This window comes from Pseudonocardia ammonioxydans (assembly GCF_900115005.1).
GTDB lineage: Bacteria > Actinomycetota > Actinomycetes > Mycobacteriales > Pseudonocardiaceae > Pseudonocardia > Pseudonocardia ammonioxydans.
The window spans coordinates 70,128-96,412 of record NZ_FOUY01000023.1 but is presented as its reverse complement, the minus strand read 5'-3'; the positions used below and the strand labels follow the sequence as shown (position 1 = coordinate 96,412).

Annotated in this window: 27 protein-coding genes; 13 read left to right on the top strand and 14 right to left on the bottom strand. The window is 74.0% G+C overall.

Annotated features, from left to right (window positions below):
- Window positions 1–86: 86 nt before the first annotated feature.
- Window positions 87–1,214, bottom strand: a complete 1,128-nt coding sequence (locus BM093_RS21360; protein ID WP_245773686.1) for a PQQ-dependent sugar dehydrogenase — start codon at window positions 1,212–1,214, stop codon at window positions 87–89.
- A 54-nt stretch (window positions 1,215–1,268) separates the two neighbouring features.
- Between BM093_RS21360 and BM093_RS21355 the strand changes: the two genes are divergently transcribed.
- On the top strand, window positions 1,269–2,186 hold the full coding sequence (locus BM093_RS21355) for a 2-hydroxyacid dehydrogenase (protein WP_093347637.1): 918 nt from the start codon (window positions 1,269–1,271) through the stop codon (window positions 2,184–2,186).
- Window positions 2,187–2,216: 30 nt separating this feature from the next.
- Here the strand turns inward: BM093_RS21355 and BM093_RS21350 are convergent, their stop codons facing one another.
- Genes BM093_RS21350 through BM093_RS21340 form a run of 3 tightly spaced genes read right to left on the bottom strand, consistent with a single transcriptional unit; the run spans window position 2,217 to window position 5,606 of the window.
- Window positions 2,217–2,867: a response regulator gene (locus BM093_RS21350; protein WP_093347634.1), complete on the bottom strand. Its 651-nt coding sequence runs from the start codon at window positions 2,865–2,867 to the stop codon at window positions 2,217–2,219.
- Window positions 2,864–4,090 carry a sensor histidine kinase gene (locus tag BM093_RS21345; RefSeq protein WP_177238619.1) on the bottom strand — a complete coding sequence of 409 codons (1,227 nt, stop codon included), beginning with the start codon at window positions 4,088–4,090 and terminating at the stop codon, window positions 2,864–2,866. Before BM093_RS21345 ends, BM093_RS21350 begins: the two co-directional genes overlap by 4 nt.
- A gap of 10 nt (window positions 4,091–4,100) precedes the next feature.
- Window positions 4,101–5,606, bottom strand: a complete 1,506-nt coding sequence (locus BM093_RS21340) for a nitrilase-related carbon-nitrogen hydrolase (RefSeq protein ID WP_093347628.1) — start codon at window positions 5,604–5,606, stop codon at window positions 4,101–4,103.
- 212 nt (window positions 5,607–5,818) lie between these two features.
- Between BM093_RS21340 and BM093_RS21335 the strand changes: the two genes are divergently transcribed.
- A complete protein-coding gene (locus tag BM093_RS21335; protein ID WP_093347626.1) occupies window positions 5,819–6,427 on the top strand; it encodes a DoxX family protein in 609 nt (202 codons plus the stop codon).
- Between the two features lie 69 nt (window positions 6,428–6,496).
- Window positions 6,497–7,432: a phosphotransferase gene (locus tag BM093_RS21330; RefSeq protein WP_143105463.1), complete on the top strand. Its 936-nt coding sequence runs from the start codon at window positions 6,497–6,499 to the stop codon at window positions 7,430–7,432.
- Between the two features lie 153 nt (window positions 7,433–7,585).
- Here the strand turns inward: BM093_RS21330 and BM093_RS21325 are convergent, their stop codons facing one another.
- Together BM093_RS21325 and ilvD are read right to left on the bottom strand one after the other, a co-directional pair.
- On the bottom strand, window positions 7,586–8,569 hold the full coding sequence (locus tag BM093_RS21325; RefSeq protein WP_093347616.1) for an aldo/keto reductase: 984 nt from the start codon (window positions 8,567–8,569) through the stop codon (window positions 7,586–7,588).
- A 66-nt stretch (window positions 8,570–8,635) separates the two neighbouring features.
- The gene (gene ilvD, locus BM093_RS21320) at window positions 8,636–10,477 is read right to left on the bottom strand and encodes a dihydroxy-acid dehydratase (protein WP_093347605.1); all 1,842 of its coding nucleotides are present in this window, start codon (window positions 10,475–10,477) and stop codon (window positions 8,636–8,638) included.
- 287 nt (window positions 10,478–10,764) lie between these two features.
- On the opposite strand from ilvD, the gene BM093_RS21315 reads away from it, so the two are divergent.
- Window positions 10,765–11,118, top strand: a complete 354-nt coding sequence (locus BM093_RS21315) for a TraR/DksA family transcriptional regulator (protein ID WP_093347602.1) — start codon at window positions 10,765–10,767, stop codon at window positions 11,116–11,118.
- Window positions 11,119–11,146: 28 nt separating this feature from the next.
- On the opposite strand, the gene BM093_RS21310 is transcribed toward BM093_RS21315, so the two are convergent.
- Together BM093_RS21310 and BM093_RS37460 are read right to left on the bottom strand one after the other, a co-directional pair.
- Window positions 11,147–11,632, bottom strand: a complete 486-nt coding sequence (locus BM093_RS21310; protein WP_177238618.1) for a PH domain-containing protein — start codon at window positions 11,630–11,632, stop codon at window positions 11,147–11,149.
- 236 nt (window positions 11,633–11,868) lie between these two features.
- The gene (locus BM093_RS37460; protein WP_245773685.1) at window positions 11,869–12,129 is read right to left on the bottom strand and encodes a hypothetical protein; all 261 of its coding nucleotides are present in this window, start codon (window positions 12,127–12,129) and stop codon (window positions 11,869–11,871) included.
- On the opposite strand from BM093_RS37460, the gene BM093_RS21305 reads away from it, so the two are divergent.
- Genes BM093_RS21305 through ilvC form a run of 3 tightly spaced genes read left to right on the top strand, consistent with a single transcriptional unit; the run spans window position 12,128 to window position 15,488 of the window.
- Window positions 12,128–13,933 (top strand): acetolactate synthase large subunit, encoded by a 1,806-nt coding sequence (locus tag BM093_RS21305; RefSeq protein ID WP_245773684.1) that lies wholly within the window; start codon window positions 12,128–12,130, stop codon window positions 13,931–13,933. The two genes, BM093_RS37460 and BM093_RS21305, sit on opposite strands and share 2 nt — an antisense overlap.
- The gene (gene ilvN, locus BM093_RS21300; RefSeq protein ID WP_093347596.1) at window positions 13,930–14,439 is read left to right on the top strand and encodes an acetolactate synthase small subunit; all 510 of its coding nucleotides are present in this window, start codon (window positions 13,930–13,932) and stop codon (window positions 14,437–14,439) included. The genes BM093_RS21305 and ilvN overlap by 4 nt, the downstream gene beginning before the upstream one ends.
- Before the next feature lie 44 nt (window positions 14,440–14,483).
- Entirely contained in the window at window positions 14,484–15,488 is a 1,005-nt protein-coding gene (gene ilvC, locus BM093_RS21295; RefSeq protein WP_093347594.1) for a ketol-acid reductoisomerase, read from the top strand.
- Between the two features lie 171 nt (window positions 15,489–15,659).
- Here the strand turns inward: ilvC and BM093_RS37455 are convergent, their stop codons facing one another.
- Window positions 15,660–15,749 carry a hypothetical protein gene (locus tag BM093_RS37455; protein ID WP_245773683.1) on the bottom strand — a complete coding sequence of 30 codons (90 nt, stop codon included), beginning with the start codon at window positions 15,747–15,749 and terminating at the stop codon, window positions 15,660–15,662.
- A 165-nt stretch (window positions 15,750–15,914) separates the two neighbouring features.
- On the bottom strand, window positions 15,915–16,220 hold the full coding sequence (locus tag BM093_RS21285; RefSeq protein WP_093347727.1) for a nucleotidyltransferase family protein: 306 nt from the start codon (window positions 16,218–16,220) through the stop codon (window positions 15,915–15,917).
- 176 nt (window positions 16,221–16,396) lie between these two features.
- On the opposite strand from BM093_RS21285, the gene serA reads away from it, so the two are divergent.
- A complete protein-coding gene (serA, locus tag BM093_RS21280; RefSeq protein ID WP_093347589.1) occupies window positions 16,397–18,007 on the top strand; it encodes a phosphoglycerate dehydrogenase in 1,611 nt (536 codons plus the stop codon).
- A gap of 90 nt (window positions 18,008–18,097) precedes the next feature.
- On the top strand, window positions 18,098–18,364 hold the full coding sequence (locus tag BM093_RS21275; protein WP_143105462.1) for a hypothetical protein: 267 nt from the start codon (window positions 18,098–18,100) through the stop codon (window positions 18,362–18,364).
- A gap of 10 nt (window positions 18,365–18,374) precedes the next feature.
- Here the strand turns inward: BM093_RS21275 and BM093_RS21270 are convergent, their stop codons facing one another.
- Genes BM093_RS21270 through BM093_RS21260 form a run of 3 tightly spaced genes read right to left on the bottom strand, consistent with a single transcriptional unit; the run spans window position 18,375 to window position 21,209 of the window.
- The gene (locus BM093_RS21270; protein ID WP_093347582.1) at window positions 18,375–19,394 is read right to left on the bottom strand and encodes an LLM class flavin-dependent oxidoreductase; all 1,020 of its coding nucleotides are present in this window, start codon (window positions 19,392–19,394) and stop codon (window positions 18,375–18,377) included.
- A 16-nt stretch (window positions 19,395–19,410) separates the two neighbouring features.
- Window positions 19,411–20,019, bottom strand: coding sequence for a response regulator transcription factor (locus BM093_RS21265; RefSeq protein WP_093347579.1), 609 nt, complete (start codon window positions 20,017–20,019; stop codon window positions 19,411–19,413).
- Window positions 20,016–21,209 carry a sensor histidine kinase gene (locus BM093_RS21260; RefSeq protein ID WP_143105461.1) on the bottom strand — a complete coding sequence of 398 codons (1,194 nt, stop codon included), beginning with the start codon at window positions 21,207–21,209 and terminating at the stop codon, window positions 20,016–20,018. The genes BM093_RS21265 and BM093_RS21260 overlap by 4 nt, the downstream gene beginning before the upstream one ends.
- A gap of 197 nt (window positions 21,210–21,406) precedes the next feature.
- Between BM093_RS21260 and BM093_RS21255 the strand changes: the two genes are divergently transcribed.
- The 3 genes from BM093_RS21255 to BM093_RS21245 all read left to right on the top strand — a co-directional run bounded on the left by BM093_RS21255 (window position 21,407) and on the right by BM093_RS21245 (window position 24,269).
- The gene (locus tag BM093_RS21255) at window positions 21,407–22,339 is read left to right on the top strand and encodes an ABC transporter ATP-binding protein (RefSeq protein ID WP_245773682.1); all 933 of its coding nucleotides are present in this window, start codon (window positions 21,407–21,409) and stop codon (window positions 22,337–22,339) included.
- Complete coding sequence (locus BM093_RS21250; protein ID WP_093347566.1) at window positions 22,336–23,139, top strand: ABC transporter permease; 804 nt, start codon at window positions 22,336–22,338, stop codon at window positions 23,137–23,139. The genes BM093_RS21255 and BM093_RS21250 overlap by 4 nt, the downstream gene beginning before the upstream one ends.
- Before the next feature lie 89 nt (window positions 23,140–23,228).
- Window positions 23,229–24,269 (top strand): 3-isopropylmalate dehydrogenase, encoded by a 1,041-nt coding sequence (locus BM093_RS21245; RefSeq protein WP_093347562.1) that lies wholly within the window; start codon window positions 23,229–23,231, stop codon window positions 24,267–24,269.
- 69 nt (window positions 24,270–24,338) lie between these two features.
- Here the strand turns inward: BM093_RS21245 and BM093_RS21240 are convergent, their stop codons facing one another.
- On the bottom strand, window positions 24,339–24,647 hold the full coding sequence (locus tag BM093_RS21240) for an EthD family reductase (protein ID WP_093347559.1): 309 nt from the start codon (window positions 24,645–24,647) through the stop codon (window positions 24,339–24,341).
- A gap of 118 nt (window positions 24,648–24,765) precedes the next feature.
- Between BM093_RS21240 and gltX the strand changes: the two genes are divergently transcribed.
- On the top strand, window positions 24,766–26,250 hold the full coding sequence (gltX, locus tag BM093_RS21235; RefSeq protein ID WP_093347554.1) for a glutamate--tRNA ligase: 1,485 nt from the start codon (window positions 24,766–24,768) through the stop codon (window positions 26,248–26,250).
- Window positions 26,251–26,285 lie beyond the last annotated feature (35 nt).

Sequence of the window (26,285 nt, the reverse complement as noted above, 5' to 3'; positions counted from 1 at the left end):
TCCGGCGGGCTGGGGACAACTTCGCAGGTTGGGGATGGCCTGTGAGTGGTTTTCGCGGTCAGGACCGCGAAAACCACTCACGAGCCCTAGGCCGCACTCTCGCCGCCGCCGGTCGGGGGCTGGATGCGGATCACCCGGTCGTCGGTGCGGCCCGGGGCCGCACCGTCGCGGTTGACGGTGCCCAGCCACAGCAGGCCGTCGGGCGCCATCGTCACCGGGCCGATCGCGCCGTAGGTCTGCTCCAGCACCGGCTTCGGGTCGCCGGTGAAGCCGCCGTCGCGGCCGGGCGTGAGCACGAACAGGGCCTCGGCGGTGCGCTGGGCGACGACGAGGGTGCCCGGCAGCACCGTGCACCCGGCGACGCCCGGGCGGTCCGGCCAGGTCCACGCGGGAGCGCCGAGCCGGCCGGGGGAGACCTGGTAGAGCACGTCGCGGGCCGGGGTCCGGTCGGTCACCCAGGTCGTGCGGGCCGCGGGGTCGACGCAGACCCCGCCGGGGTCGGTGAGGCCGCGGGCCAGCACCGGCGAGGCCGGGTCCGGGTTGCCGGGTGCCGGCCGGCCGAGCGTGTCGATGCGCAGCACCGCCCCGGCCAGCGGGCCCTCCCCGGCACCGGTCGCGACGAGCAGCGAGGACCCGTCGGCGTCGACGGCGAGCGCGCCGCCCGCGGTGTTCGGCAGCCCGGTGAGCACCGGCTTCGGCGGTTCGCCGGGGGCGATGCGCAGCACCTGGCCGCCGTCGGGGGTGCCGGCGAGCACGTAGAGGAGCCGGTCCTCGGCGTAGCCGGGGGAGAGAACCAGCCCGCTGACGCCGGTCGCCGGGTCGACCGGGACAGTCGCCACCGGGACCGGGTCGGCGTCGCGACGGACCTGCAGGACCTGCCCGGTCCGGCGCTCGGCGACCAGCGCCTGGTCCCCGGCCGGCAGCACCGCGACGGCGCCCACGGGGCCGAGGCAGGCCGCGACGACCTGCGGGTCCGGGTCCTCGCACGGCCCGGGCGGCGGTGGCTGCCCGCCGGGCTGCTGCTGCGGCGGGGCCGGTGTGGACGGCGGTGGTTCCTCGGTGGGCGCGAGCGCGGGCGGCCCGCCCAGCTCGCCCTCGCCCTCCGCCTTCGGCCGCCACTCCCGCGCCCCCTGGTCGGGGAACGTCGCGCAGCCGCTCACGAGCACCAGCGACGCGAGCAGCGCCGCGACGAGCAGCGGCAGTCGGGCGGTCACCCCGGCCACGCTAGGCGGCGCGAGGTGAGTGCCGGGTGAGTACGGTCCGGTGACATGAGCCCTGTGACCGTTCTGGTGCCGCACGCCGAAGGAGCCGAAATCCTGTCCGAGGTGGACGGTCTGCATCCGGTCGTCTACGACCCGGACCGGCCGTTGCCCGACGAGGCCGCCACCGCACGGGCACTGGTCGGGCCGTTCCTCGCCACCTCGGACGCGGTGACGATGACCGAGCAGATGCCGCAGCTGGAGCTCGTCCAGCTGCTCACCGCCGGGGCCGAGGCCTGGATCGGGGAGCTGCCCGACGGCGTCGCGCTCTCGGACGGCCGCGGGGCGCACGGCGGCGCGACCGCGGAGTGGGTGGTCGCGGTGCTGCTGGCGGTCTACCGGCACCTGGACCGGTTCGTGCGCGCCCAGGACCGCGGCGTCTGGGACTACCACCAGACCGAGGAGCTCGCCGGGAAGAAGATCATGATCATCGGCGCCGGGGACGTCGGGGAGAAGACCCGGGCCCGGCTGGAGCCGTTCGACGTCGAGATCACCATGGTCGGCCGCAGCGCCCGCGCGGGGGTGCACGGCTGGGAGGAGCTGCCGACGCTGCTGCCCGAGCACGACGCGACGGTGCTGATCGTCCCGCTGACCGACGAGACCCGCGGCATGGTCGACGCGGAGTTCCTGGCCGCGATGCCCGACGGCGCCCTGCTGGTCAACGGCGCCCGCGGCCCCGTGTGCGACACCGATGCGCTGACCGCCGAGCTGGCGTCGGGGCGGATCCGTGCCGCCGTCGACGTCACCGACCCCGAACCGCTGCCCGAGGGACACCCGCTGTACTCCGCGCCGGGGCTGCTGCTGACCCCGCACGTCGGCGGGAGCGTCCCGCTGGCGATGCGCCGGGCGTACCGGGTGGCGGCCGAGCAGCTGGCCGCGTTCGTCCGCGGGGAGCAGCCGCCGAACCTGGTGACCGGGGCCTACTGAGGACCTACCGACCGGGCCCCGGGGCGTCCCTCATTGCTGGGTGTGCACGATCCCGGTGCGCCAGGCGAAGACGGCCGCCTGCGTGCGGTCCTCCACCTGGAGCTTGGCGAACAGGTTGCCGATGTGGCCCTTGACGGTCTTCTCGCTGAGGACGAGCTCGGCGGCGATCTCGGCGTTCGTCCGGCCCTGGGCGAGGATGCGGAGCACCTCCAGCTCGCGCTCGGTCAGGTCGGCGATCGAGGGCTCGGCGACCTCGTGGCGCAGCCGGCGCACGACGTGCCCGGCGGCCCGCGGGTGCAGCACGGAGTCCCCGACCGCGGCCCGCCGCACCACGTCGGAGAGCTCGGCACCGTCGAGGTCCTTGAGGACGTAGGACAGCGCCCCGGCCCGCAGCGCCGGGATCACCCACTGCCGGTCGTCGTAGGAGGTCAGCACCACGACCTCGGTGCGCGGACTGACCTCCTTGATCCGCCGGGTCGCGGTGACCCCGTCCCCGTCGGCCATGATCAGGTCGACCAGGGCGACGTCCGGCCGCACCTCGGCCGCCAGCGCCACCCCGGTGGTCTCCCCGTTGGCCTCCCCGACGACGTCGATGTCGTCGCGGGTGGACAGGAACGCCCGCACCCCCTCGCGGACGACCTCGTGGTCCTCGATCAGGATCACGGTCACCGGCCCGGTCATGTCTCCTCCCCCCGGGAGGGCACCCGGGCGCGGACCGTGGTGCCGCCGCCCGGTGCCGTGTGCACGTCCAGCCGCCCGTCGAGCGCGGTCACCCGTTCCTGCATGGAGGACACCCCGACCCCGGTCCGGGCCCGGCCGGGGTCGTAACCGCGGCCGTCGTCGGCGATCGTCAGGACCACCTCGCCGCCGGCCTCCGCCAGCGACACCTCGACCTGTCGCGCACCCGCGTGCCGGGCGACGTTGGACAGCGCCTCCTCAGCGACCCGCAGCAGCGCGTGCTCCGCCTGCTCGGGGACCTGCACCGTCTCGGCGAGCCCGACCCGGACCGGCGTCCCGGTCTCCTGCGCCCACGAGTCGGTCAGCCGCTGCAGCGCGAGCGGCACCCCGCCGTCGAGCTCGGCCGAGCGCAGCTCGTGGATCACGGTGTTGAGCTCGGTACCGGCCCGGCGGGCCGCCTGCTCGGCCCGGTCCAGCGCCTCGGACGCCCGCTCGGGCCGGTCGGCCAGCAGCGCCCGGGCCGCCCCGATCTGCATGGTCGTGGCGAAGACCTGCTGCTTGACGCTGTCGTGCAGGTCGCGGCCGAGACGCCGGCGTTCCTCGTCGACGGCGACCCGGCGCAGCCGGGCCTGCGCGAGCTGCAGCTCGGCCAGGGCATCGGCCCGCTCGGCGGTGCTGCGGGCGAGCGCGGCCAGCGCGTAGCCGACCATCCCGCAGAGCGGGTAGACCCCCAGGTTGAACCCGGCGACGACCAGCCCCGACAGCCCGTACTCCCACAGCGCCGCCGCCGAGGACAGCAGCCAGAACAGTGCGATCCAGGCGGCACCGGCGCGCGGGCCGAGGAACAGCACGCAGCGGATGCTGAGCATGACCAGCAGGAACGCGAAGGCGTCCCGGTAGTCCGACGGCAGCGCCAGCAGGATCGCGACCACCAGCGTCTGCAGGGCCATCAGCAGGCTCGGATACCGGGGCACGGCCGCGTGCCGGCGGCCGACGGCGTCGAGCAGGCCGTAGACCAGGCACAGGGCACCGGCGAGGACCATCGATCCGGTGTCGCGCAGGCCCCACAGCCCGAGGACGGACATCACCACCAGCACGACCCACGAGCTGGTGTCCAGCGCGAAGGCGATCCGCCGGTCGAGCGGGGGAGGCAGATCGGTCCACCCGGCCCGCTCGCCGGCTCCGGACCCCGCCGCCGGTCCGGACGGGGTGTGGGGCGGCGTCACCGTGTGCATGTTAGCGGCGCCGCCGGGCGAGGACCGCGACCACGGACAGGGCCGCGAGGGCGAGCACGCAGGCATAGGCGAACACGTCGCCGACCCGCGCGTACACGGTGGTCACGCCGGCGGTGGGGACCTGGGCGACCATCACCTGCTGATCGGTGCGGAACCAGTCCGCGGCGGCCAGCGTACGGCCGCGCGCGTCGAACGTGGCGGCGGTGCCCTCGGCGTCCTGGCGCACCAGCGCGTACCCGTGCTCGACGGCGCGCATCGTCGCCTTCTGGGTGTGCAGCCGGTCGAAGCCCTCCCAGTCGGCCGCGGGGAGCAGCAGGATGTCGGCGTCGACGCCTGCGGTGTCGGCGTAGTCGTTGTCGTAGCAGATCATCGCGGCGAGGCGGCCGAACTCGGTGGCCACCACCGGCGGTGGGGCGGTGCCGGGCCGGATGTCCTCCATCCCGACCACCGGGTGCACCTTGTCGTAGATCGCCTGCTGCTGCCCGTCCGGCCCGAGCAGGACCGCGACGTTGCGGGCGTGCGGCGGCTCCGCGGTGAACACCCCCGCGGTCACCAGCAGGTAGGCGTCGTGCTCGGCGGCCACCGCACCGGCCCGGCGGGCCAGCTCGGGCAGGTCGGCCTCGTGCACCAGGGTGGCGGCCTCGGACCAGAGCACGATCCGCGCCCCGGCGGCGGCCTCGCGGCCGGAGTCCGCCAGCAGCCGGTCGGTGACCGGCTCCATCACCCGGCGCACCGCCGCCGGGTCGGGCGCGGTGTCCTCCCAGGCCGGTAGCTGGTCGGCGACGGCGTCCTGCGCCCGCGGGGGCGTGATACCGGCGACCCGGACCGTCTCGCCCCGCTCCGGCAGCGCCAGCACCAGGGCCCCGGAGGCCACGACGACCGCGGTCACCCCCGCCACGATCCCGACCGGGCGCAGCGTCCCCGGGCGCTGCCACAGCTCGCACGCCGCGGCGCCGAACCAGGCCATCAGGAAGCTGATCCCGTAGGCGCCGGTCACCGACGCCAGCTGCAGCAGCGCGAGGTGGTCGTACTGCGAGGCGGCCAGCGAGCCGAACACCATGCCGAACGGGCTGAGCGCGAACAGCAGCAGCTCCGCGGCGACGCGGGCGGTCGGGAAGACCAGGCTCGCCAGGACCGGCCGGTCACCCCGTATCCGCACCGCGACCAGCCGGTCCGCCACGAACGGCAGGACCAGGATCAGGTTCAGCAGGGCGCACCCGACGACCGCGGACCAGGGGAACTCGTCGGAGGGGAGCTGGATGCTGAGCACCCAGACCACCGCCGCGACGGCGTGCACGGCGGCGATCGCCACCGCCCCCAGCCAGACCGGGGCCCGCCGCGCGAACAGCAGCAGCGGGATCGCGAACAGCCAGCCGGCCACCCCGATGTCGGGGTGTCCGTGCTGGGCGAGGACGAGCAGCACCGCACCGGCCGCGAGCAGCGCGCCGTCCCGCAGGACGGGCGCCGCGACCCCCCGCCGCGGCGCCGTCGAACGAGTCGTGGTCACAACGTTCCTCCCCCCGGGCCGACCCGACGTCGAGCCCGCACCGGACGCTAGATCGCGGCCGGGTGGGGGACACGGGTCTGCGGTCGCGGTCCGCCCCGGTCCGTGGTCGGGTGCGGGGCGGGCGGACCCTGAGGGGCCGAGCATCCGTACCGGGGGACGCGCCGGGGGAAACCCGCAGGTCGACGGCGGCGGCGCCGGTAGGGTCCGGCGGTATGAGCGGGCCGACGCAGCAGTACGACTGGGGCAGTCTCTCCGGCGACGAGCCGCCGGAGCGGACCCGGCCGGAGCGGCTGCCCGTGCCGGCGCACGTGTCGTCGGACATCGGGCTGCTGATCCTGCGCGTGGTGGTCGGCGGGATCTTCGCCGCGCACGGCGCGCAGAAGGTGTTCGGGCTGCTCGGCGGGCTCGGTCCGGCGGGGACGGCGGACGCGCTGTCCGGGCTCGGCTTCACGGCGTTCGCGACGCCGCTGGCGTGGGTGCTCGGGATCGGGCAGCTCGTGCTCGGCGCGCTGCTGGTGATCGGCCTGCTGACCCCGTTCGCGGCGGCGGGCCTGCTCGCCACCAAGATCGTCGCGATCGTGGTGTCGCTCGGCCCGGCGGGGATGCCTGCGGTGCCGCTGTTCGCGGCGGACGGGCCGAACTCCCTGGAGCTGCACCTGCTGCTCGGCGGCGGGGCGGCAGCACTGCTGTTCGCCGGGGCCGGCCGGATCGCGCTCGACGCCGGGCGCACCTACCAGCGCCGCCCGCTGCCGTGGTCGGTGCTGTCGCTGGTCGTCGCGGTCGGTGTGGCCCTGCTGGTCCTGTTCGTGCTGCGCCGGTGAGTGGGGCGCCGCTGAGTGCTGCCTCGCCGAGTGCTGCGCCGATGAGTGCTGCGCCGCTGAGTGCTGCCGATGAGTGACGTGCCGGTGCCCGACGACGCCTGGCTGCGCCCGCTCGGCAAGCGGCTGCGCCGCGAGGTGCAGGTGGTCGCCCGCGAGCCGCTGTCCGGCGGGTACGCCTCCGGCGGCGCCGAACGTCTCGAGCTCGACGACGGCGCGTCGGTGGTGCTCAAGCGGACCGGCGCGGGCGAGGCCGCCGCGCTGCGGGCGGTGGCGGTGGTGAACGGCCCGGTCCGGCTGCCGCGGATGCTCGCGAACGGGGACGGCTGGGTGCTGCTCGCGCACGAGCCGGGTGCCGCGCTCGCCGCCGGGGCCCCGGTCCCGGACGAGGTGTGGCGCACCCTCGCGCTGGTCCACGCGCACTGGCGGCGCAACCGTCCGCGCGGGGTGCCGGTCGTCGACCCGGCCTGGTGGGAACGGCTGTGCGCGACGGCCGTGACGGCGCTGCGGGCGGCCGGGGCCCGTACCGCCGGGGAGACCGGCGCGGCCGAGGCGTTCGCGTCGGCCGCCTCCGACGTCGAGGCGTGGGCGACCGACCCGCGGATCGGCACCGCCCTGGCCGCGCTGCCCCGCACGCTGTGCCACGGTGACGCCCACCGCGGCAACGTCCACTCCGGACCGGCGGGGGCGGTGCTGCTGGACTGGGGGAACGCCCGCGTCGCACCGGGGTCGCTCGACGTCGTCGTGCTGAGCGCCCCGTCGCCGGACGGCCCCGCCGACGCCGAGCCCGCGCCCGTGCCGCCGCTGTACCGCGAGACCCTGCACGCGGCGCTCGGAGCCGAGGACCCGCCCCGGATGATCGCCGCGGAGACCGCGTGGGCGCGGGTGCAGGCCCACGTGCAGTACCTGCCGTTCGCCGCCGACCACCAGGGACCGGAGCGGGTCGCCTCCATGGTCCGGGTCGCCCGGGCGGCGCTGGACGAGCTCGGGGAGACGCTGAACGGGTGACGGAGGGCAGGACCCCGGGGACGTCGAACGGCCCCGGTGCGGTGTGGCCACGGCCGGTCGGCGCGCGTCTCCCCGCGGTACCGGGCCAGTGCTCGGCCTCTGCTCGGCGCCGGCGCGCTGTCGTTCGCGGTCGCCGGAGCGGTGCCGCTCGGCTCAGCGACCGACGGTGCGCTGCAGGTGCTCCGGGTACCGATCACCGGCGACCGCGGACGCCGGTGCCGCGGCCTCGATCTCGGCCAGCTCGTCACCGGTGAGCTCCAGGGAGGCGGCGGCGACGTTCTGCTCCAGGTAGCTGCGCCGCTTCGTGCCCGGGATCGGGACGACGTGCTCGCCCCGGCCCTGCACCCAGGCCAGGGCCAGCTGCCCGGCCGTCACACCCCGGCGGTCGGCGATGGCCCGCAGCGCCTCGACGATCGCGAGGTTGGCGTCGAGGTTCTCCGCGGAGAACCGGGGCAGGCCACGCCGCATGTCGCCCTCGCCGAGCTGCCCGGCCGAGGTGATCGACCCGGTGAGGAACCCGCGCCCGAGCGGGGAGAACGGCACGACACCGATCCCCAGCTCCGCGCAGGTCGGGGCGACGGCGTCCTCGATGTCGCGGGTCCACAGCGACCACTCGGACTGGACCGCGGCGGGCGGGTGCACCGCATGGGCGCGGCGCACGGTCTCCGCACCGCACTCGGACAGCCCGTAGTGCCGGATCCGGCCCTCGCTGATCAGCTCGACGAGCGCGCCGACGGTCTCCTCGATCGGGGTGTCCGGGTCCACCCGGTGCTGGTAGTAGAGGTCGATGTGATCGACGCCGAGCCGGCGCAGCGACTCCTCGACGCACTGCCGGACGTACGCCCGGTCCCCGCGCGCGGCCTGGTTGCCGTCGGCGTCGCGGACGATGCCGAACTTGGTCGCCAGCACCACCCGGTCGCGGCGGTCGGCGATCGCCCGGCCGACGAGCTCCTCGTTGGCACCCGACCCGTACACGTTCGCGGTGTCGAGCAGGGTGACTCCGAGATCCAAGGCGCGGTGGATCGTCGCGATCGACTCGGACTCGTCCCCGGCGCCGTAGCTCTGCGACATGCCCATGCAGCCGAGCCCCTGCGCGGAGACGGTCAGATCACCCAGCTGCCGCGTTCCGATGGCCATGCCGACCAACCTAACGGCTCGTGAGTGGTTATCGCGGTCAGAGCCGCGACAACCACTCACGGGCCATCACGGGATACGACGGACCGCGCCCGTGTCGGCGGAGGTCGCCATGTGGGCGTAGGCGCGCAGCGCCTTGGAGATCGGGCGCTGACGGTCCTTCGGCGTCCACGGGCGCTCGCTGGCCTCCATCTTGGCCCGGCGGTCGGCGAGCACGTCCGGCTCGACCAGCAGCTCGAGCGATCGGGCGCGGACGTCGAGCCGGACCCGGTCCCCGTTCTCGACCAGGCCGATGGTGCCGCCGTCCGCGGCCTCCGGGGAGACGTGGCCGACCGAGATGCCGGACGAGCCGCCGGAGAAGCGGCCGTCGGTGATCAGCGCGCAGGTCTTGCCGAGGCCCGCGCCCTTGAGGAACGCGGTCGGGTGCAGCATCTCCTGCATGCCCGGCCCGCCGGACGGGCCCTCGTACCGGATGACCAGCACGTCGCCGGCCGTGATCTCCTTGTTGAGGATCGCCGAGACGGCCTCCTCCTGGCTCTCCAGGACCACGGCCGGGCCCTCGAACTGCCAGATGTCCTCCGGGATGCCGGCGGTCTTGATCACCGCACCGTCGGTGGAGAGGTTCCCGCGCAGCACGGCGAGCCCGCCGTCGGCGGTGTAGGCGTGCTCGAGGTCCCGGATGCACCCGCCCGCGGCGTCGGTGTCCAGCGACGACCAGCGGTTCTCGGTCGAGAACGCCTCGGTGGTCCGGACCCCGCCCGGCGCGGCGTGGTACAGCTCGACCGCCGTCTCCGACGGCGAGCCGGAGCGGATGTCCCAGTCGGTGAGCCACTGCGCAAGCGACGGCGAGTGCGCGGTGTGCACGGCCTCGTTGAGCAGCCCGGCCCGCCACAGCTCGCCCAGCAGCGCGGGGATCCCGCCGGCCCGGTGGACGTCCTCCATGTGGTAGTCCGAGTTCGGCGCCACCTTGGACAGGCACGGGACCCGGCGCGAGATCGCGTCGATGTCGGCGAGCGAGAAGTCGATCTCGCCCTCCTGCGCGGCGGCGAGGATGTGCAGCACGGTGTTGGTCGAGCCGCCCATCGCGACGTCGAGCGCCATCGCGTTCTCGAACGCCTCGCGGGTCGCGATGTTGCGGGGCAGCGCCGACGCGTCGTCGTCGCGGTACCAGCGGGTCGCCAGGTCCATCACGGTCCGGCCGGCGTTCAGGAACAGCTCGCGGCGCGCGGCGTGCGTGGCGAGGGTGGAGCCGTTGCCCGGCAACGACAGCCCGAGCGCCTCGGTGAGGCAGTTCATCGAGTTCGCGGTGAACATGCCCGAGCAGGACCCGCAGGTCGGGCAGGCGGAGCGCTCCACCTCGGCCAGCCCGGCCTCGTCCACCTCGGACGACGCCGACGCCGAGATCGCGGTGATCAGGTCGGTCGGCGCCTGCGCGACCCCGCCGACGACGACCGCCTTGCCGGCCTCCATCGGACCGCCGGAGACGAACACGGTCGGGATGTTCAGCCGCATCGCGGCGTTCAGCATCCCGGGCGTGATCTTGTCGCAGTTGGAGATGCAGACCAGCGCGTCGGCGGCGTGCCCGTTGACCATGTACTCGACGGCGTCGGCGATGATCTCGCGCGAGGGCAGCGAGTAGAGCATCCCGCCGTGGCCCATGGCGATGCCGTCGTCGACGGCGATCGTGTTGAACTCCTTGGCGACCCCGCCCGCCTCCTTGATGGCACCGGCGACCAGGTCGCCCATGTCCTTGAGGTGCACGTGACCGGGCACGAACTGGGTGTAGGAGTTGGCGATCGCCACGATCGGCTTGCCGAAGTCGTCGTCGCCCATGCCGGTCGCGCGCCAGAGCGAGCGCGCTCCGGCGGCGTTGCGGCCGTGGGTGGTGACGCGGGAACGCAGGGCGGGCATGTGGTCTTCTCTCCTGCCTGGGCGGGACGGGACAGCCGGCCGGCCCAGCGGCGCTGGGCGGGTCCGGGGTCGGGCGGTCCGGGCGCGTCGCGGTGGTGGTGGGCGCGGGCGGGCCCGGGTCAGGACGTGACGACGACGGGTGCGGGGGTCGGCACCGCGGGCCGTCGCGTCCTGGTCGTCCACAACGGTACGCCGCCCCGGGCCTGTTCCGGAGCGGGGACGGTGTCCGGGCCGGTCACGGCCCGTCGGCCCTCCCCGGGGCGCGCGCTGCCGGGCACACTGGCCGGGTGGACCCGACGACGCCTGCGGTCGAACGCGAACGGGACCGGGTCGCCGACCGGGTGCGGTCGCTGCGCCACGAGCTCGACTCGCTCGCCGAGGAGCAGGCGCTGACCAGCCACGACGACGAGCACGACCCGGAGGGCGTGACGATCGCGGTGCAGCGCGCCCAGCTGCAGGGGCTGCTCGCCGCCGCGGAACGCGACCGCGACGACCTCGACGCGGCCCTGCGCCGGCTCGCCGCGGGGGAGTACGGGCACTGCGCCCGCTGCGGGGGACCGATCGCCGCCGAGCGGCTGGCGGCGCTGCCCGCCGTGACGACCTGCATCGCGTGCGCGCCCGGGACACGCCGCCGCCGGTGAGCCGGGCGGGGCCCGCGCAGGGTGCCCGTCAGTCCCCGGCCGGGTCGGCCACCCGCCCGCCGCTCGCGAGCGAGAGCGCCGGCAGGTCCCGCACCTTGACCGCGGCCAGCGTCAGCTCCGTGTCGTCGGTCCGGACCGCGTTCACCGAGGAGCGCCTGCCCAGCCGCAGCCCGCGGACGTCGTCCCACCGCACGGTCCGCGACGACGTGACGGTCCGCACGGTCAGCTCGTCGGGGTCCACCGTGGTCCGGGTCCGCAGCACCCACACGACGATCCCGGCCGGGATCAGCAGCGACAGCCAGAAGAACGGCACGCTCAGCAGCAGCGGCAACGCCCCGACGACGGCGACCAGCGCGACCGCGATCGTCAGCCGGGACGGCTTGAACACCAGGGCACGGGCGCCCTCGCGGACCTGGCGGCCCTCCTCGCGCACGCGGGGCGTGATGACCACGCGCGCGTCCACGTCCCCCGCCCGGGCGGTGCCCTCGGTCCCACGGTCGTCGGTGCTGCTCACCGCTCCAGTGTGGCACCGCGGGGCGACAGCGCGGCGGGCCGCCGGGGACCCGGCGGCATGACCCTGCGACGTGACCCGGCGACGTGACGCAGATCCCTGCCCGGACGGGTGGGCCGTTTGACGACGAGCGCGGACCGCGTGCTAGCGTCGTCGCCGTGTTCGCCGTTCGAATTCTCGTACTTCCTGGGCGCGTCGCCGCCTGAGTTCGACGTACTCGAACCGCAACGACGACGCGCTCACCCTCGCACCAGCCCGTAGCCGGGCGGCGGGGGCTTTTTTGTGTTCAGCACCGTTCGACGTCCAGCACAGTTCTTGTCCGGCACCTGATCGACAACGATCTCCAGCGAGGCAGCCCCGATGACCACCGCCCCCTCCAGGTCCGGCTCGGCCGGCCCGAAGCCCGGCCCGCCGCCGGGTCGGTCCGCGGCGCCGCGGACCGACGCACCCGGCCGGAGCGACGCCACCGTCCCCGGCCCGCGCATCGTCGACGAGCCCATGACCGGCGCCCAGTCCCTGGTGCGTTCGCTCGAGGAGATCGGGTGCGAGGTGGTCTTCGGGCTTCCCGGCGGAACCATCCTGCCGGCGTACGACCCGCTGCTGGACTCGACGAAGGTGCGGCACATCCTCGTCCGCCACGAGCAGGGCGCGGGGCACGCCGCCACCGGGTACGCGCAGGCCACCGGCAAGGTCGGGGTCTGCATGGCGACGTCCGGGCCGGGCGCGACCAACCTCGTCACCCCGATCGCGGACGCCCACATGGACTCGGTGCCGCTGGTGGCCATCACGGGTCAGCAGACCCGGCCGCTGATCGGGACCGACGCCTTCCAGGAGGCCGACATCACCGGCATCACCATGCCGGTGACCAAGCACAACGTGCTGGTGACCGAGGCGACGGAGATCCCGCGCGCGATCGCCGAGGCCTTCCACCTGGCGTCCACCGGCCGGCCCGGCCCGGTGCTGGTGGACATCCCGAAGGACGTGCTGCAGGAGCAGACCACGTTCTCCTGGCCCCCCGAGCTGCAGCTGCCCGGCTACCGGCCGACGACCCGGCCGCACGGCAAGCAGATCCGGGAGGCCGCCCGGCTGATCCGCGAGTCGGCGAAGCCGGTGCTCTACGTCGGCGGCGGTGTCCTCAAGGCCGAGGCCGCCGAGGAGCTGCGCGCGCTGGCCGAGCTGACCGGTGCGCCGGTGGTCACCACGCTGATGGCGCGCGGGGTCTTCCCGGACAGCCACCCGCAGCACCTGGGCATGCCCGGCATGCACGGGACGGTGGCGGCGGTCGCGTCGATGCAGCGCGCGGACCTGCTCGTCGCGCTCGGCTCCCGGTTCGACGACCGGGTCACCGGCCGGCTGGAGAGCTTCGCCCCCGAGGCGAAGGTCGTGCACGCCGACATCGACCCCGCGGAGATCTCCAAGAACCGCCGTGCCGACGTCCCGATCGTCGGTGACTGCAAGGAGGTCATCGCCGAGCTGATCGAGGCGGTCCGGGCCGACCACGCCGAGCACGGCGCGCCGGACCTGTCCGCCTGGTGGAAGCAGATGGGCGGGCTGCGCGACCGCTACCCGCTGGGCTACGGCGAGCCGGCCGACGGGTCGCTGTCGCCGGAGTACGTCATCGAGCGCATCGGGGCGATCGCCGGGCCGGACGCGGTCTACGCCGCCGGCGTCGGCCAGCACCAGATGTGGGCGGCGCAGTTCGTCCGCTACGAGAAGCCCCGGACCTGGCTGAACTCCGGTGGCCTGGGCACGATGGGCTACGCGGTGCCCGCCGCGATGGGCGCCAAGGTCGGCGAGCCGGACACCGTCGTCTGGTGCATCGACGGCGACGGCTGCTTCCAGATGACCAACCAGGAACTCGCCACCTGCGCCATCGAGGGCATCCCGATCAAGGTCGCCGTGATCAACAACGGCAACCTGGGCATGGTCCGGCAGTGGCAGAACCTGTTCTACGGCGAGCGGTACTCCAACACCGACCTCAAGACCCACAAGCTGCGCATCCCGGACTTCCCGATGCTGGCCGAGGCGATGGGCTGCGTGGGCCTGCGGGTGGAGTCGGCCGAGGACGTCGACCGCGTCATCCACCAGGCCATGGAGATCAACGACCGGCCGGTCGTGGTCGAGTTCGTGGTCGGGGCGGACGCCCAGGTGTGGCCGATGGTCGCCGCGGGCACCAGCAACGACGAGATCAAGGTCGCCCGCGACATCCGTCCCGAGTTCGAGAACGACGACCTGGCCGCGTCGGTCGACGAGGTCGCCGAGATGACCGAGCAGGCCCTGTCCGATGCGGAGACCGACCGATGAGCGAGCTGCACACCCTCTCCGTGCTGGTCGAGGACAAGCCGGGTGTCCTGGCCCGGGTGTCCGGCCTGTTCTCCCGTCGCGGGTTCAACATCAACTCGCTGGCGGTCGGGCCGACCGAGCACCCCGACATCTCCCGGATGACGATCGTCGTCGAGGTCGACGAGCTCCCGATGGAGCAGGTCACCAAGCAGCTCAACAAGCTCGTGCACGTCATCAAGATCGTCGAGCTCGAGCCGGAGTCCTCGGTGCAGCGCGAGCTGCTGCTGGTCAAGGTCCGGGCCGACGCCACCGTGCGCAGCCAGGTGCTGGAGACCGTGCAGCTGTTCCGGGCCAAGGTCGTCGACGTCTCCCCGGAGGCCGTCACGATCGAGGCCACCGGTGACGCCGACAAGCTGAACGCGCTGTTGCGCATGCTCGAGCCCTACGGTGTCCGCGAGATGGTGCAGTCGGGGATGGTCGCGGTCGGTCGCGGCCCCCGCTCCATCACCGCCGCGGCCGTCCGATAGACAGTTATCGCACTGGTACCCCCGAGAGGAACGAACCCCCTGTCATGAGTGTCAACATCTACTACGACGCCGACGCCGACCTGTCGATCATCCAGGGCCGCAAGGTCGCCGTGATCGGCTACGGCTCCCAGGGGCACGCGCACTCGCTGTCCCTGCGTGACTCCGGGGTCGAGGTCAAGATCGGCCTGCCGGAGGGCTCGAAGTCCCGGCAGAAGGCGGCCGACGAGGGCCTCGAGGTCGTCACGCCGGCCGAGGCCTCCGCCTGGGCGGACCTGATCATGGTCCTGGCGCCGGACACCAAGCAGCGCTCCATCTACACCCAGGACATCGAGCCGAACCTCAAGGCCGGCGACGCGCTGTTCTTCGGCCACGGCTTCAACATCCGCTACGAGCTGATCCAGCCCCCGGCGGACGTCGACGTCGCGATGGTCGCCCCGAAGGGCCCGGGCCACCTGGTCCGCCGCCAGTTCGTCGACGGCAAGGGCGTCCCGGCCCTGATCGCCGTCGAGCAGGACCCGTCGGGCAACGCGAAGGCGCTCGCGCTCTCCTACGCGGCCGGGATCGGCGGCGCCCGCGCGGGCGTCATCGAGACCACCTTCAAGGAGGAGACCGAGACCGACCTGTTCGGTGAGCAGGCCGTCCTCTGCGGTGGCGCCGCGGCGCTGGTCCAGACCGGTTTCGAGGTGCTGACCGAGGCGGGCTACGCCCCGGAGATCGCCTACTTCGAGTGCCTGCACGAGCTCAAGCTGATCGTCGACCTCATGTACGAGGGCGGCATCGCCAACGAGCGCTTCTCCATCTCCGACACGGCCGAGTACGGCGACCTCACCCGCGGCCCGCGGGTGATCACGCCCGAGGTGAAGAAGAACATGCAGGCGATCCTCAAGGAGGTCCAGGACGGGACCTTCGCCCGCGAGTGGGTCGCCGAGGACGAGAACGGCCGCCCGAACTTCACCAAGCTGCAGCAGCAGGGCCAGGAGCACCCGATCGAGCAGGTCGGCGAGAAGCTGCGCGGCCTGATGAGCTGGGTCGGCGAGAAGGCCAAGTGAGAGCAGCCCCGCGGAACGAACCTCGGCATTGATTCCTCGCCGGGCACTCCCGGCGATGACGAGGCACGCGGGCCCCAGTCGGCCCGCGGACGCCTGACCCGGGCGCACCCACTCGGGCACAGGCGACGTGGAACCCCCGTACCGGCGACACCGGGCGGGGGTTTCGCGCGTTCAGGGTCGGGTCAGCAGTTCGTCCAGCAGACGGAGCAGCTCGGGCAGCCTTCCGGTCGCCGCGTCCCATACGAGTTCGTTGTCGACCACGGCGTAGCCGTGGATCAGGATGTTCCGGAAGGCGACCAGCCGTGGCAGGTCCGGTATGCGGTGCGCAGCAGCACGTCGGCGCAGTAGTCGTCCAGGTTGTGGCCGCGAATGAACTCATCGACGAGGCCTGCGGCCCGGCGGGCGTCCCACAGGAGCGCCCCTGGATCACGCGGCGTAGAGGGCGACACGTTGCCGGTCCATCGCTCGTCGGACGTACGGGTTGACGACCGCGTCGTCGATCACGAGATCGACCGGTCGGCCGAGCAACTGCTCCAAGCCGTCCTTCAGATCGAAGTAGGCACCGAACCGGTCGGAGGTGCGACGGCCGAGTTCGACGACGACGTCGACGTCACTGCGTGCCGGGTCGAAGCCGGGGCCCGTGGCCGATCCGAACAGCTCCAACCGCTCCACACCGAGGCGGGCGCACAGTGCCTCGATGTCGGGCCGAACTCGCTCGATCGACGGGTGCACGGTCACCTCCTCTGCACAGTGTGCCGTGTCCGGGCCCGCCCGGTCAGCAACTCGTGGGACGAGGCCCGATGACGCGGGCGTCTCCGGGTCTGGCGACGGCGCCGGACAGCCCTAGGATGGTGGCGAGCCCGACACCCTGTAGTACCACCACCCGATCCCGGGAGCACCGTCACACCGTGAGCACCGTCGCCACCCCCACCCGTCCCGTCGTCCTCCTCGCCGAGAAGCTCGCCCCGTCCGCGGTCGAGCTGCTGGGGGACGACGTCGAGGTCCGCCACGTCGACGGCACCGACCGGCCGGCGCTGTTGAAGGAGATCGCCGACGCCGACGCGCTGCTGGTGCGCTCGGCCACCCAGGTGGACGCCGAGGCGCTCGCCGCGGCGACCCGGCTGAAGGTCGTCGCCCGGGCCGGGGTCGGCCTGGACAACGTCGACGTCCCGGCCGCCACGTCGCGTGGCGTGATGGTGGTGAACGCCCCGACGTCGAACATCGTCTCGGCGGCCGAGCACGCCGTCGCGCTGCTGCTGGCCACGGCCCGGCACGTCCCGGCCGCGGACGCCTCGCTGCGCGAGGGCAAGTGGAAGCGGTCCTCCTACGGCGGGGTCGAGCTGAACGGCAAGGTCGCCGGCATCGTCGGGCTCGGGAAGATCGGGCAGCTGGTCGCGCAGCGGCTGGCCGCGTTCGGCATGACGCTGATCGCCTACGACCCCTACATCGCGCCGTCCCGGGCCGCGCAGCTGGGCATCGACCTGGTCGACCTCGACGAGCTGCTGCGCACCGCGGACATGATCACCGTCCACCTCCCGAAGACCCCGGAGACGCTCGGGCTCATCGGCAAGGACCAGCTCGCGCTGACCAAGCCCGGCGTGCTGGTCGTCAACGCCGCCCGCGGCGGGCTGATCGACGAGGTCGCGCTGGCCGAGGCCGTCCGGTCCGGGCACGTCGGCGGGGCCGGGATCGACGTCTACGTCACCGAGCCGACCACCTCCAGTCCGCTGTTCGAGCTGGAGAACGTCGTCGTGACCCCGCACCTGGGAGCCTCGACCGCGGAGGCGCAGGACCGCGCGGGCACCGACGTCGCCCGCTCGGTGCAGCTCGCGCTGGCCGGGGAGTTCGTGCCGGACGCGGTCAACGTGCAGATCCACGGTGCGGTCGGCGAGGAGGTCCGGCCCTGGCTGCCGCTGGTGCAGAAGCTGGGGACGACGCTGCACGCCGTCGCGGGCCGCACCCCGACCTCGGTCACCGTCGACGTCGCCGGCGAGCTGGCCGGCGACGACGTCTCGGTGCTCGCACTCGCGGCGCTGCGCGGGGTGTTCACGCACGTCGTCGAGGACCAGGTCACCTTCGTCAACGTGCCGCAGCTGGCCGAGGAGCGCGGGGTGTCGGTCGATCTGACCACCAGCCCGGAGAGCGCCAACCACCGCAGCGTCGTGCAGCTGCGTGGCGCGATGCCCGATGGGGAGTCGATCACCGTCTCCGGAACGCTGACCGGGCGCGCCGAGGTGCAGAAGCTCGTCGAGATCAACGGCAGGCACTTCGACCTGCGGGCCGAGGGTGAGGTCGTCCTGCTGGAGTACGCCGACCGGCCCGGCGTGATGGGACGGGTCGGTTCGTTGCTGGGGGAGGCCGCGGTGAACATCGAGGCCGCGCAGATCTCGCAGACCACCGACGGCTCGGACGCGATCATGCTGCTGCGGGTGGACCGGCACATCGACCCGGCCGTGCTGGAGCCGATCGGGGCGTCGGTCGGGGCCCGCACGGTCCGCCTCATCTCGTTCGACGACTGACCCACCGGCCGGGTACGCGGCCCGGGCCGGATGCGCGCACGGCTCCGGTGTGCGATCGTGTCGGCCCGCGCGGTGATCGGGGGAGGCGCGATGGGACTGGTCCGTTCGTTCGCCCTGGCGTGTACCGGGGTCGCGGTCGCCGTCCTGCTCCTGTTCGGGATCGCCTTCGTCACCGGCTTCTCGATGACCGTGCCCGGGACCGTCGCGGCCGTGTCGACGGTGACCGGGCCGCCGTCGGCCGAGGTCACGGTCGGGCCCGGGGTGGTGCCGCTCGTGCTGGTGCTCACCGCGTTGATCGAGGTGCCCGGGCGGTTGCGGGCCCGCCGCACGCTCGGCGTCGCCGGCCGGGCCTCCTGACCGGTTCCGGTCAGCCGGTCGGCCCGGGCCGGCCCAGCGCCGGGCCGAGCCGGGTCGCGATGTCGGTGAGGATCTGCGTGTAGTCCTCCGCCGGGAAGCCGAACGGCAGGGCGAAGACGGCCTCGCGCACCTCCCGGAACCCGGCGTGCGCGTGCAGCCGCTCGGCGATCTCGGCGGAGCTCCCGACCAGGTCCTGGGCGAACAGCAGCCCCGCCGGGCCCTGCGGCACCCCGACCCGCACGTCGCGGGCGGCGGCGTAGGCGGCGTAGCGCTCCTTCTGCGCGGGCGTCGCCGAGTCGGTCGGCACCACCACCAGCCCCTGGGACACCCGCCCGCGCGGGTGCACCGCCCGGTACGCACGGATCTGGCGGGCCTGGATCGCCGCGAAGTCGGGCTCCTCCCCGGGCCGGACCCGGACGACGCTGCTGGTCAGCAGGTTGAGCCCCTGTTCGCCGGCCCAGACGGCCGAGTCCTCGCTGCTGGCGCCGTACCACATGCGGTCGATCAGTCCGGGAGAGTGCGGCTGCACCCGCGGGGAGAACGTCTCGATCCCGGACGTGCCGGAGAACGAGCTCGCGGGTTCGCCGCGGACCAGGCGCAGCAGCCGGTTCACCCGCTCCCGGCCGAAGTCCTCGCGGTCGGCCGTGTCCGGGTACAGCGCCTCCCGCACGTGCTCCCAGTGCATCGGCGGCCCGACGCTGATCCCCGGCTGCAGCCGCCCGCCGGAGAGCACGTCGACCGTGGACAGGTCCTCCGCCAGGCGCAGCGGGTTCTCCCAGCCCAGCGGGGTCACCGCCGTGCCCAGCTGGATCCGTGACGTCCGCTGGGTCGCCGCCGCGAGGACGGCGACCGGTGAGGAGATGCCGAACTGCAGGTGCCGGTGCCGCAGGTAGGCGCTGTCGAACCCGAGCCGTTCGCCCAGCTCGATCACCGCGAGCGTCGCCTCGTGGCCCGGGCCGGGGTCGTCGCCGTCGAACGAGCCGATGGTCAGGAAACCGAGCCGGTCGAGTGGCTCCGCGTCGGTGGGCACACGGGCGGCAACGCCGTCAGATCCACCCTTCTTCCCAGGCCCGCCGCGCCGCCTCGTGCCGGGTGCGGGCGTGCAGCGTGGTCATCGCCGACGACAGGTAGTTGCGCACGGTGCCCTGGGCCAGGTGCAGCTCGCCGGCGATGTCGGCGACGGTGCCGCCGGAGCGGGCCGCGCGCAGCACGTCGAGCTCGCGGGCGGTCAGCGGGCAGTCGGCCTCGGTCAGCGCCATGGCCGCGATGTCGGGGTCGACGAACCGGCGCCCGGCGTGTACCCGGCGGACGACGTCGGCGACCTGCTGCACGGGTGTCGACTTCGGCAGGAACCCGGCCGCACCCGCGGCCAGCGCGCGCCGCAGCACGCCGGGCCGGGCGTGCCGGGTGACCAGGATCGCCCGGGTGGGCGAGTCGGCGAGCGCCTCGCACACCCCGATCCCGTCCAGCACCGGCATCTCCAGGTCGAGCAGCGCGACGTCGGGACGCTCCCGGGCCGCGGCGTCCACGGCGCCGCCCCCGTCGGGGCACTCGGCGACGACGGTGAGGTCGTCCTCCAGGTCGAGCAGGGCGACGAGCGCGGTGCGCGTCATCTCCTCGTCGTCGGCCACGAGCAGCCGGATCGGCCCGTTCACGCGTCCGCCGCCACGTGCTCGTCGGCGCCGCTGAGCAGCACCACCCGCAGCCGGAACCCGCCCGCGCCGTCGGGACCCGCCTCGACGCTGCCGCCCCGCTCGACGATCCGGTCCCGGACCCCGGCCAGCCCGGTGCCGCCGTGCGGGTCGGGGCCCTCCGGGGTGTCCGGCACGCCGTCGTTGCAGACCTCCAGCTCGGTGCGGTCCCCGGCCCGGCGCACGGCGAACGTGACCCGCGTCGGGTCGCTGTGGCGGAGCACGTTGGTCGCCGCCTCCCGGACCACCGGGCCGAGCAGGGCCGCGTGCACCGCGGGGACCGCGGCCGCGTCGCCCGACACCGAGGCCTCCGCTCCGGCGGCGCGCAGCAGCCCGGCGGCGTTGCGGACCTCGCCGGCCAGGTCGGCGTCGCGGTAGCCGCGGACCAGCGCGCGGGTCTCGGCCAGGGCCTCCGCGGCGAGGGTGCGGACGGTGCGGGCGTGCCGCGCGGCGGCCTCCGGGTCGGAGCCGGCGAGCCGCTCGGTCAGCTCCGCGTGCATCGCGATGGCGTGCAGCGAGTGGCCCTGCACGTCGTGCAGCTCGGCCGCGATCCGGACGCGTTCGCGGGTCGTGGCGAGCTCGTGGGCGTCCGACCGTGCCCGGTCGAGCCGGTCGAACACCCGGATCAGCCAGATCGACGCGAGGTCGGCCGCGGGCGGGGCCACCAGCAGCAGGGCCAGGAACAGCCCGCGCCAGCCGGTGCCCGGGGCGGGGAAGCCGGTGGCCGTCGCGAGCGCGGCCGCGCCCAGCACCGCCACCCCGGCCACGACGCAGTCGGCGCGGCGCCAGCCGCGGATCGTGAGCAGCGCCGAGAGCGCGAGCCCCGGCACCAGGAAGAAGACGGTCCCCAGCTCGTGCGCATGCCGTCCGACCAGCAGCAGGGCCGCCGTCGCGACGACCACCGCGGCCGATCCCAGCAGCGTCCACCGCGCTCCGCCCGGGTCGGGCCGGGACCCGAACAACGCCCGGAACGCAGCGGTGTGCACGGCGACGACCGCGGCGACGGCGGCGAGCACCAGCAACGACCACGGGTGCAGCACCGGGAACGGCCACCGGTCGTCGATCACGGTCAGCGCCGGGATGCCGCCGAACAGCAGCGCCATCAGCAGCGGGTTCGACCGCAGGTAGGCGCGGGCGGGGCCGACGCCGCTCACCGGCTCCATGACAGATGTCACGACCCACCCCCGCCGAACCCATCCCGCTCCGTGCGGTTCCGACCCTACTGACCGGCCCCGGCCGGGGGCGACGCTGTGGACGGCGCCCCGGGGGAGGACGCACCGACAGGGGAGGACGACATGACCGTGCTGATCGACATGCACCGGCTGGGCCCGGCACCGACCTGGGAGCGCGAGTGAGCGCCGGGGACCCGGTCATCGAGGTGAGCGGGCTGGGCTTCGCCTACGGGGACACGGTCGCGGTCGACGGCGTCGACCTCGTCGTGCACCCGGGGGAGGTGTTCGGCCTGCTCGGCACGAACGGCGCCGGGAAGACGACGACCCTCGAGCTGGTCCAGGGGTTCCGCCGCCCGCAGGCGGGCAGCGTGGCGTTGTTCGGGCTGGACCCGGTCAGCGCCGGGCCCGCGGTGCGGCGCCGTACCGGGGCCGTGCTGCAGCAGGCCGGGTTCCTGGCCGAGCTGACCGTCGCCGAGACCGTGCGGATGACGCGGGCACTGTCCAGCCGCACCGACGACGTCGACGACTGCATCGCCCGGGTCGGTCTCGCCCACCGCCGCGACGTGGCCGCCGGGACGCTCTCCGGCGGGGAGAAGCGCCGGCTCGACATCGCCACCGCGACCTGGGGCCGGCCCGACCTGGTGATCATGGACGAGCCCACGACCGGCCTCGACCCGGAGTCGCGACGGCTGCTCTGGGAGATGGTCCGGGAGCTGCGCGACGCCGGCACCGCGGTCGTCCTCACCACGCACTACCTGGAGGAGGCCGAGGCGCTCGCCGACCGGCTGGCGATCATGCACGCCGGCCGGGTCGCCGTCGCCGGGACGCTGGCGGAGGTCCTGGCCAGCCGGCCGGCCGCCGTGACCGCGGAGCTGGCCCCCGGCGTCGTCCCACCGCGGTTGCCCGGGCTCAGTACCGCACGTGCCGCACACGGCCGCACCGCGCTGCGGCTGGAGGCCGCCGACCTCACCCGCGCCACGCACGCGCTGACCGGCTGGGCGCTCGAGACCGGGGCCGAGCTACACCGGTTGCGCGCCACCGAGGCCGGCCTGGACGAGGTGTTCCACGCCGTGAGCGGCGGTACGGGCACCGAACCGGCGGCGACCCGATGACCACGCTGCGCGCCGTACCCGACCCGGTCACGCCGCACCGCGGCGGCCGCTGGTGGCGGCTGGCCCCGATCGAGGCGCGGCTGCTGCTGCGCCGCCGGACGACGGCGTTCGGCGTGCTCTCCGGCCCACTCGTCATGATCTTCTTCGCGCTCGTCGCGCGCCCGGACTCGCCGCAGGGGTGGGGCGTGCTCGCCGGGCTGGGTGCCTTCGTCGGGATGCTGATCGCGGTGTACACGACGGCGGCGACGGTGTTCACGCTGCGCCGCGAGTCGGGTGCGCTGGCGCGGTTGCGCACCACCGAGCTGACCGGGCCGGGGATCGTCGCCGGGACCGGGGCGCCGCTGCTCGTGATCGGGGTCGTGCAGACCGTGCTGATCTGCGGGGTCTACGTCGCGCTCGGTGCGCCGCTGCCGGCGAACCCGGTGCTGCTGCTGGCCGCACTGCTGCTCGGTGGCGCGTTCTGCGTAGCCGCCGGGGCGCTGACCAGCACGTTCAGCCGAAGCGCGGAGAGCGTGCAGTTCACCGCGTCGCCGCTGCTGCTGGTCGGGGCCGTCGCGGTGAACGTGCTGGGCACCGGTGTCGACGGGCCGCTGCGGGGAATCCTGCTGCTGGTGCCCGGGACCCCGGTGGCCGATCTGGTCGGCCTCGCATGGGCGGGCGGCGCGGTGGGCGGCGCCGCGGACGGTGCCGCCGTCGGGGGTGTCCCGTCGTGGCTGTTCGGGCTGGGCGTGACGGTGGTGTGGACGGCGGTGGCGGTGTTGGGTACCACGGCACGGTGGCGCTGGACCCCGCGCGGCTGACCACCGGACACCCACCCGGGTGGCCAGACGATGACCGAGCGTCGGCGAGCGGTAGCGTGCGACCAGCAGTACGACGAGAGGACGAGGTCATGCGCCTTGCGGTCATCCCCGGTGATGGCATCGGCCCGGAAGTGATCACCGAGGCACTCAAGGTGCTCGGCGAGGTCGCCCGCGACGTGGAGACGACGGAGTACGACCTCGGCGCCGCGCGCTGGCACTCCACGGGCGAGCTGCTCCCCGAGACTGTGCTGACCGAGATCAAACAGCACGACGCGATCCTGCTCGGTGCGGTCGGGGACCCGTCGGTGCCCAGCGGCATCCTCGAGCGCGGGCTGCTGCTGCGGCTGCGCTTCGAGCTGGACCACCACGTCAACCTCCGCCCGGCCCGGCTCTACCCCGGCGTCCGCGGCCCGCTGGCCGGCAACGCGGAGATCGACATGGTGGTGGTGCGGGAGGGCACCGAGGGGCCGTACGTCGGCACCGGTGGCCTGCTGCGCAAGGACACCCCGCACGAGGTCGCGACCGAGGTCAGCCAGAACACCGCGTTCGGCATCGAGCGGGTCGTGCGCGACGCGTTCGCCCGCGCCCAGCGCCGGCCGCGCAAGCACCTGACGCTGGTGCACAAGACCAACGTGCTCACCTACGCGGGTGCGCTGTGGTCGCGGATCGTGGAGGAGGTGTCGCTGGAGTACCCCGAGGTGTCGGTGGCCTACCAGCACGTCGACTCGACCACGATCCACATGGTCACCGACCCGGGCCGCTACGACGTGATCGTCACCGACAACCTGTTCGGCGACATCCTCACCGACCTCGCGGCCGCCGTGACCGGCGGGATCGGCCTCGCGGCCAGCGGCAACCTGGACGCGAGCCGGGTGAACCCGTCGATGTTCGAGCCGGTGCACGGCTCCGCGCCGGACATCGCGGGCCAGGGCATCGCGGACCCGACGGCCGCCGTGCTGTCGGTGGCGCTGCTGCTCGACCACCTGGGGCACGCCGACTCCGCCCGGCGGATCGAGGCGGCCGTCGCGTTCGACCTGGCCACCCGGGACCACTCGGCGACCGGCAACACCTCGTCGATCGGGGACCGGCTGGCCGCCCTGGTGTCCTCGCGCGAGGTCGCGACCCCGTAGCAGCAGGTCGTGGTGTGACCGGCCGTGGCCGGGAGGGCCGAACCCTCCCGGCCACGGCGTCGGGACGTGTCAGGCCACCTGGGACGGACCGGTCAGCAGGCTGACGCCCGCGCCGGCGAAGTTCGCCAGGTCGGCCGACGCCGCCTGCCCCTCCTCGCTGCCCATGCCCGCCTGGAAGGCGGCCGCGTCGGCGAACTCCAGCACCGCGACCAGGTGGTACGGCGGCTGCGCCCCGTCCGGGCCGGCGACCGGGCGGGAGACGGAGAACCGCTGCAGCCCCGGCAGCTTCTTCGCCAGCGGAATGTGCACCTCGTCGTAGTGCTTGTCGAACGCGGCCGGGTCCTCGGGGTGGTTGTACAGCACGGTCAGCTGGAACACGTGGGTGCCTTTCCGTCATACCTCCCGCGGCGCCTCGTCGCGCCGCGGCCATGGTCCACTCTGTCCCATCGGGACCGGCACGTACAGCCTGCGCGGGGTCGATACCCTGGTGCCCACCATGAGTACTCCAGCCCAGGTCCGGGTGCGGTTCTCGCCGTCCCCGACCGGAATCCCGCATGTCGGCCTCATCCGCACCGCCCTGTTCAACTGGGCACACGCCCGCCATCACGGCGGCGCGCTGGTCTTCCGCATCGAGGACACCGACGCGCAGCGGGACAGCGTCGAGTCCTACGAGGCCCTGCTCGACGCCCTGAACTGGCTCGGCCTGGACTGGGACGAGGGCGTCGTCGTCGGCGGCCCGCACGGTCCGTACCGGCAGAGCGAGCGTGCCGAGCTCTACGCCGACGCGCTGCGCCGGCTCATCGACGGTGGGGAGGTCTACGAGTCGTACTCCTCCGGTGAGGAGATCGAGGCCCGCCACCGCGCCGCGGGCCGCGACCCGAAGCTCGGCTACGACAACGCCGACCGTGACCTCACCGAGGACCAGAAGCAGGCGTTCCGCGACGAGGGCCGCAAGCCCGTCTACCGGCTGCGGATGCCCGACCGCGACATCACCTTCACCGACCTGGTCCGCGGGGAGATCACCTTCCGCTCCGGCCAGGTCCCCGACTTCGTCCTGGCCCGGGGCGACGGCACGCCGCTCTACCCGCTGACCAACCCGGTCGACGACGCGCTGATGGAGATCACCCACGTGCTGCGCGGCGAGGACCTGCTGTCCTCCACCCCGCGGCAGATCGCGCTGCTGGAAGCGCTACAGCGGGTCGGCATCGGTCACGGGCCGTTCACCTACGCGCACCTGCCGCTGGTGACCGGCGAGGGCAACCGCAAGCTCTCCAAGCGGGACCCGCAGTCGAACCTGTTCCACTACCGCGACCGCGGGTTCGTGCCGGAGGGGCTGCTCAACTACCTGGCCCTGCTCGGCTGGTCGATCGCCGAGGACCGCGACGTGTTCTCGCTGCAGGAGATGGTGGAGGCGTTCGACGTCTCCCGGGTCTCCGGCAACGCCGCCCGCTTCGACATCAAGAAGGCCGAGGCGATCAACGCCGCGCACCTGCGGCTGCTCGAGCCCGCCGACTTCGCCGAGCGGATCGTGCCCTACCTGGCCGCGGAAGGCGTCGAGCTCACCGACGCCGACCGTCCGCTGCTCGCGGCGGCCGCCCCGCTGGTGCAGGAGCGCAGCCAGGTGCTCTCCGACGCGGCCCGGATGCTGGCCTTCCTGTTCCGCGACGAGGAGGGCTTCACCCCCGACGAGGACGCCGCGGCGAAGAACCTGAACGCCGACGCGTCCCCGGTCCTCGAGGCCGCGGTGAGCGGGCTGTCCGCGCTCGGGTCGTGGGACGCCGCCGCGATCGAGGAGTCGCTCAAGACCTCGCTCGTCGACGGCCTGGGTCTCAAGCCGCGGAAGGCGTTCGCCCCCGTGCGCGTCGCGATCAGCGGCCGGACGGTGTCGCCGCCGCTCTACGAGAGCATGGAGCTGCTGGGCAGGGAGCGGTCGATGGCCCGTCTGGGGGCCGGTGTCAGGCGCTCTCAGGGCATGGGTTAGAGTAGTTGCATCACGGAGATCGGGGCTCGGACCGC